Here is a 6,313-nt window from a genome sequence, read left to right as displayed (position 1 = left end):
GTTTCCGCCTCGCGACTTACGCGATGTGGTGGATCCGCGCCTCGATCCAGGAATATATCCTGCGCTCCTGGTCCCTCGTGAAGATGGGCACCACGGCGGCGCAGAAGAAGCTGTTCTTCAACCTGCGCAAGGCAAAGAACAAGATCGGCGCGATCGAGGAAGGCGAGCTGCGTCCCGAGAACGTGGCCCGGATCGCCCATGACCTCAACGTGACCGAGGCCGAGGTGATCTCGATGAACCGGCGCATGGCGGGCGGCGACGCCAGCCTGAACGCGCAGGTGCGCAACGACGGCGACGGCGCGGCCGAGTGGCAGGACTGGCTGGAGGACGAGGACGCGGATCAGGCGACCGCGCTCGCCGAACGCGACGAACTCGAAACCCGGCACGAACTGCTGTCGCAGGCGATGGAAGGTCTCAACGAGCGCGAGCGGCACATCCTGACCGAACGCCGGCTGAAGGACGAGCCCTCGACCCTCGAGGATCTGAGCCAGGAGTACAACGTCAGCCGGGAGCGCATCCGCCAGATCGAGGTCCGCGCCTTCGAGAAGCTGCAGAAGGCGATGCGTGGCCTCGCCGCCGCGAAGGGCATGGTGCCGGCGGTGAACTGATGGACCTGGCCGGGTGGCAGAGGCGCCCGGCCCCCGGTCAATGACCGTTTCCTGAATTGTATTGGATTGAATTGTAATAGAACTATCGAACATTTTTAATAACTATTCGGACATAGCTTTAAATATCTGTCAATGCTGCGCGCGGTATCGCTGACCTTCTGTTCTGGAGGAGGTGGCGATGAGCGCGAGTGCGAGGGCGGGTTCGGTCAGCCGGTCCGGCGAGTTGCTGGACGGATTGCTCTCCGGGGTTCGCTGGATCAGCGGTGCGATCACCTACAGCGATCCGAATACCCCCGCCGACTATGGACCGGGCTATGACAGCGATCTCGATGGCAACGGGATTTCCGCGCATCTCCAACATTTCGCGCGCCTCTCCTCGACACAGCTCGGCATGGTTCGCTCCGTGCTCGACGCGGACGGGACGGGAGCGCGGGTGGCGCACGCGGGCTTCACGGTAGAGGGTTTCACCCGGCTGTCGGTGAGTTATGCCGGAGCCGGCAGCGGCGCCGGCGACCTGCTCTATGCCCGGACCAGCGACACCGCCACGGCCTATGCGTACAAGCCGAGCCCCGGCATCGGCGGCGACGTCTGGCTCGGCAGGTCGGGCGGCTCGCCGGTCGCCGGCAACTACGATTTCTTCACGCTCCTGCACGAGACCGGGCACGCGCTCGGCCTGAAGCACGCGCACGAAACCACGGGTTTCGGCAAGCTCGGCGTCGCCCACGATTCCGTCGAGTTCAGCGTGATGAGCTATCGCTCGTTCGTGGGGGCGGCGGCTTCCAACTACGAGTTCGAGGATGCCGGCGCGCCGCAGAGCTACATGATGCTCGACATCGCCGCGCTCCAGCACATGTATGGCGCGGATTTCACGACCAATTCCGGAAACACCACCTACAGCTGGCGCCCGAACTCGGGCATCACCTATGTCGATGGCTCGGCCGGCATCACGCCCGTCGCCAATCGCGTCTTCGCGACGATCTGGGACGGCGGCGGCACGGATACCTATGATCTCTCCGCCTATTCCACCGACCTCCGCCTCGACCTGCGCGCCGGCAAGTCCTCGGTGTTCTCCAGCGCGCAACTCGCCGATCTGGGTGGCGGGGCGAACGACGGTCATGCACAGGGCAATATCTTCAATGCGCTGCTCTATCGCGGCGACGAACGGTCGCTGATCGAGCGGGCGCTGGGGGGCTCCGGCGACGACCGGATCATCGGCAACGAGGCGAACAACCGGTTGGTCGGCAATGACGGCGACGATTGTCTGGTCGGCGGCGAGGGTGGCGATCTGCTGATTGGCGGCGAGGGTCGGGATGTCTTCCGCTTCCTGTCCGGCAGCGATTCGCGCTCGGGCATGGCGGACCGGGTCTGCGCGGGTGGCGGCGCGGTGGCGTTCGAGGGCGCGGGCGCCGCGGCGGGCGACCGCTTCGACCTGCGCGGCATCGACGCGAATACCACGCGTTCCGGCGATCAGGCGTTCGTGTTCGGAACCTCGCATGACAAGGGACATCTCTGGCTCGTCGATGTGGGCGACATCACCTATGTGCGGGGCAACGTCGATTCGGACGCGGCGGTGGAATTCGAAGTAACGATCCATGACGGCGCCATCCGCGCCGCGGCCTATTCCGCCGCCGATTTCCTGCTCTGAAGACCGTCCCGAAACGGAGCCTCGTTCGAGCGAAACGATCCCCTGTTTGATCATCAGGGTCGCCGCGACTATCGTCCGCGCAACGGGGGGAGGCGCGGATGGCGGAATTCGTGAGGTGGGGTATCCTCGGCGCGGCGAAGATCGCGCGGGAATGGGTGGCGCCGGCGATCCATATCAGCGACCGGGGCCGGCTGGTGGCCGTCGCGAGCCGCACGCCCGGCAAGGCCGAGGCGCTGGCCGCGCCCTATCCGGATGTGCGCCTTCACGGCGACTACGAGGCGCTGCTGGCGGATACGGACATCGACGCGGTCTATATCCCGCTGCCGAACCGCGATCATGTGGAATGGACCACGAAATGCCTCGAAGCCGGCAAGCATGTGCTCTGCGAGAAGCCGATCGCGCTCCGCGCCGGCGAGATCGACGACCTGATCGCGCTCCGCGACCGGACCGGGCTGCTCGCCGCCGAGGCCTTCATGGTGACCCACCATCCGCAATGGGCGCGGGCGCGGGCGCTGATCGCGGAGGGCGCGATCGGGCCGCTGCGCCACGCGCAGGGCGCCTTCAGCTTCATGCTGCGCGACGAAGCCAACATCCGCAATCGCCCGGAGCAGGGCGGCGGCGCGCTGCGCGACATCGGGGTCTATCCGTCGGTCACCACGCGTTTCGTCACCGGCGCGGAACCGGTCGCGGTCAAGGCCGAGATCGACTGGGACATGGGCATCGACGCCACCGCCCGGGTCTGGGCGCGGTTCCCGGAATTTCACCTCGATTTCTATGTTTCGATGCGCATGGCCGGGCGGCAGGTGATGACCTTCCACGGCGATGATGGGTGGCTGACCGTGCGCGCGGGCTTCAACCCCGGCGCCTACGACGACGCGGTGCTGGAGCTGCGCGCCTCGGACCGGGTCACGGTGCTGGAGCGGTTTCCGCGGTCCGACCACTACAAGTCCCAGATCGACGCCTTCAACGCGACGGTGCTGGACGGGGCGCCATTCCCCTGTCCGCTGGAATTCTCGCGCGGGAATCAGCGGATGATCGACATGATCTACGAGGCGGCCGGACCGGCCTGATCGCCGCGAATAGCGGCGAAGAAATCGGCCCTCTTCGCATTTCAGAAGGAAATCGCCCCTAGTCAGGAAGACACGCGCGACTCACGCGGCCGAGTCGCTTGTTCGCGCGGTACGAATTTGGTCTAGTTGCGCAACGGGTGGATTTGTCATGATTGTCGCGAGAAGCCGCGCCGCGTTGCTGGCGTCCCTGCTGGTGCTCCAAGGCTGCGTCGCCGAGGATATGGCGGCGGTGACGACCCCGCCGCCGCCGACCGCCGAAGCCACCGATCCCGCGTTCTACGCCGCCCGGGCCGATGGCAACCGGATGCTGTCGGCGATCGACGTCGCCGCGTTCCATCCCGCGCTGCTTCGAAACCGCGTGCCCTTCGAGACCAAGGAGGCGCCGGGCACCATCGTGATCGATACCAAAGGCCCCTTCCTCTATCTGGTCGAGCCGGACGGCATGGCGCTGCGCTACGGCATCTCGATCGGCAAGGAGGGGTTCGGCTGGACCGGCGACGGCCGGATCGCCCGCGAGGCCCGCTGGCCAACCTGGACGCCGCCACCGGAGATGATCGCCCGCGACCCGTCGCTGGCGCGCTGGAAGGACGGAATGCCGGGCGGGCCGAGCAATCCGCTCGGGGCGCGCGCGCTCTATATCTACTTCGGGGACCGGGATTCGGGCTATCGCATCCATGGCACCAACGCGCCGGGCAGCATCGGCCGCGCCGCTTCCTCCGGCTGCTTCCGCATGCTGAACCAGGACGTCGTCGACCTCTATGATCGGGTGCCGAGGGGCGCGCGGGTCATCGTCCGCTAGGGCGATATCCCGGCTGGATGAAAATTCTCCTGCGGACAATAAATATAGAAAGATCAATCTGCTAGGCGGGTGAATTAGCTCTGCTTGGCAGGACTCCGCTCTGGAAGCAGACCTTCCGCCCATGCTAGGTAGGGCGCCATGTGGCCCCGACGGGCGCGAACGGGAGGATCTGTCAATGGCTGGCGAAACGAGAAAGACCGAAGGCCGCGGGCGGCTTTACGACAGCATCGTGGACACGGTGGGCGACACGCCGGTGGTGCGGCTGAACCGGATCGCGCCCCCACATGTCACCGTCTATGTGAAGGCGGAGTTCTTCAATCCGGCGGCCTCCGTCAAGGATCGCCTCGCGCTCAACATCATCGAGGACGCGGAACGGCGCGGCGAACTGAAGCCGGGGATGACCGTGGTCGAGGCGACCAGCGGCAATACCGGCATCGGCCTTGCCATGGTCTGCGCGGCCAAGGGCTATCCGCTCGTCGTCACCATGGCCGACAGCTTCTCGGTCGAGCGGCGCCAGATGATGCGCTATCTCGGGGCCAGGGTAATCCTGACCCCGCGCGCGCAGAAGGGCCTCGGCATGTATCTCAAGGCCAAGGAACTGGCCGAGAAGAATGGCTGGTTCCTGGCCCGGCAGTTCGAGACCGACGCCAACGCCGACATTCACGAGGCGACGACCGGCCGCGAGATCATCGCCGATTTCGCCGGGTCGCGGCTCGATTATTTCGTCACCGGCTACGGCACGGGTGGCACCGTCTCGGGTGTGGCGCGCGTCCTGCGGCGCGAGCGGCCGGAGACGAAGATCATCCTGTCCGAGCCGGCGAACGCCCAGCTCGTCGGGTCCGGCATCGTTCAGGAGCGGAGCGCCGACGGCGGCCCCTCGGCCACCCATCCGGCTTTCGAGCCGCATCCGATCCAGGGCTGGACCCCGGATTTCATCCCGAGCGTGCTGCAGGAGGCGCTGGACACCGGCGGCTATGACACGCTGATCCCGGTCCCCGGCGCCGAAGGCATGGCCTGGGCGCGGCGCCTCGCGGCCGAGGAGGGCATCTGCGCCGGCGTGTCGGCGGGCTCGACGCTCGCGGTGGCGATGAAGGTGGCCGAGACGGCGCCCGAGGGCTCGGTCCTGCTCGTCATGCTGCCCGACACGGGCGAGCGCTACCTCTCGACCCCGCTCTTCGAGCCGTTCGGCGCCGACATGAACGAGGCCGAGCTCGAGATCTCGAAATCCACCCCGGGCTTCCAGCTCGGCTGACGTCCCGCCGCGACGCGAACACCGTTTTCGCCGTCGCGGCGCATTCATGCGGCGCCCCGACCATTCGCGAACGCGGCAAGCGCGGCTTCGATGCGTGCCAGCCGTTCGGGGGCGTTTCGCCCTTCAGTTCGAGAGCCCGGCCTCCGACACCGGCGCGGGGTCGTCTCGATAGAGGTCGGGGAACAGGCGCTTGAGATTCGCGATCTTCGGCGGGTCGTCGCGGACGATGCAGGGCTGATCCGGATTCAGCGTCAGGCAATCCTGGTGGCAGGACTCGGCCGGACAAGACCGCCGGTCGGGTTCGATTCTGGTGACGATCGCCACGCTGGTCGAAGCACCGCCGCGAAGGATCGGATATCATCGGTGTCCGGCACCGGACGCCGAGGCGCGCGCTCAGATCACGAGAAGACCTCGCGCGCCGCCAGCCGGCGGGGGCCGTCGGGGTCGTGGGCCGGCAGGATCACGGTCGGCCGCGTATGGGCGAACTCCCGGATCCGGGCGAGTGTCGCGCGGGCCGTCTCCGGGTCGTTCGTCACGCCATCGGTCGCCCCGACCCGCAGGTTCTCCTGCGAATAGGTGGCGTCGCCGGCGAGGAACCAGGTGATGTCGTCGTCGAGCACCACGACCGAACAATGCCCCGCCACGTGACCCGGCGTCGGCACCAGCAGCACGCGGCCATCCGTGGTCAGCGCGTGCGAGGCCGGGAATGGTCCGACGGCCAGGCCATCCATATCGACGAGCTCCGGCTTCAGCCAGACCGGCCAGCGCTGGGGCAGGCAGCCCATCATCATGCCCTTGATCCCGGTCGAGACCGCGTAGTTCTCCCGCGGGCCGATGACGCGGGTATGCGGGAAGTGGTCGAGGCCACCGGTGTGGTCATGGTGGAAGTGGGTCAGCACCACCGCGGCCAGGTCGCGCGCCGGGTCGAGGCCGAGCGCC

The 6,313-nt window shown here is 67.1% G+C and carries 7 protein-coding genes; 5 read left to right on the top strand and 2 right to left on the bottom strand.

Annotated features, from left to right (window positions below; translation table 11 throughout):
• The 5 genes from Q0480_RS12235 to Q0480_RS12215 all read left to right on the top strand — a co-directional run.
• A partial coding sequence (locus Q0480_RS12235; protein WP_299133319.1) for an RNA polymerase factor sigma-32 occupies positions 1-608 on the top strand: 608 nt, incomplete at its 5' end.
• Between the two features lie 178 nt (positions 609-786).
• Positions 787-2,253 (top strand): M10 family metallopeptidase, encoded by a 1,467-nt coding sequence (locus Q0480_RS12230; protein ID WP_299133316.1) that lies wholly within the window; start codon positions 787-789, stop codon positions 2,251-2,253.
• A gap of 98 nt (positions 2,254-2,351) precedes the next feature.
• Positions 2,352-3,323, top strand: a complete 972-nt coding sequence (locus Q0480_RS12225) for a Gfo/Idh/MocA family oxidoreductase (RefSeq protein WP_299133314.1) — start codon at positions 2,352-2,354, stop codon at positions 3,321-3,323.
• 148 nt (positions 3,324-3,471) lie between these two features.
• A complete protein-coding gene (locus Q0480_RS12220) occupies positions 3,472-4,122 on the top strand; it encodes a L,D-transpeptidase (RefSeq protein WP_299133312.1) in 651 nt (216 codons plus the stop codon).
• A 175-nt stretch (positions 4,123-4,297) separates the two neighbouring features.
• Complete coding sequence (locus tag Q0480_RS12215; protein WP_299133311.1) at positions 4,298-5,374, top strand: PLP-dependent cysteine synthase family protein; 1,077 nt, start codon at positions 4,298-4,300, stop codon at positions 5,372-5,374.
• Positions 5,375-5,497: 123 nt separating this feature from the next.
• On the opposite strand, the gene Q0480_RS12210 is transcribed toward Q0480_RS12215, so the two are convergent.
• Both Q0480_RS12210 and Q0480_RS12205 read right to left on the bottom strand, forming a co-directional pair.
• On the bottom strand, positions 5,498-5,698 hold the full coding sequence (locus Q0480_RS12210) for a hypothetical protein (RefSeq protein ID WP_299133310.1): 201 nt from the start codon (positions 5,696-5,698) through the stop codon (positions 5,498-5,500).
• Positions 5,699-5,772: 74 nt separating this feature from the next.
• Positions 5,773-6,313, bottom strand: a 541-nt coding sequence (locus Q0480_RS12205; protein ID WP_299133309.1) for an MBL fold metallo-hydrolase, incomplete at its 5' end; no start/stop codon positions are given.

This window comes from uncultured Amaricoccus sp., assembly GCF_937891315.1.
Classification (GTDB): Bacteria; Pseudomonadota; Alphaproteobacteria; order Rhodobacterales; family Rhodobacteraceae; genus Amaricoccus.
Note: the sequence above shows the minus strand (reverse complement) of the source record. Positions and strands in the feature narration are given on the sequence as shown.

Bases quoted from the DNA above. Each gene is read 5' to 3' on its own strand.
- Q0480_RS12230 (WP_299133316.1), top strand. From the start codon at position 787: ATGAGCGCGAGTGCGAGGGCGGGTTCGGTCAGCCGGTCCGGCGAGTTG.
- Q0480_RS12225 (WP_299133314.1), top strand. From the start codon at position 2,352: ATGGCGGAATTCGTGAGGTGGGGTATCCTCGGCGCGGCGAAGATCGCG.
- Q0480_RS12220 (WP_299133312.1), top strand. From the start codon at position 3,472: ATGATTGTCGCGAGAAGCCGCGCCGCGTTGCTGGCGTCCCTGCTGGTG.
- Q0480_RS12215 (WP_299133311.1), top strand. From the start codon at position 4,298: ATGGCTGGCGAAACGAGAAAGACCGAAGGCCGCGGGCGGCTTTACGAC.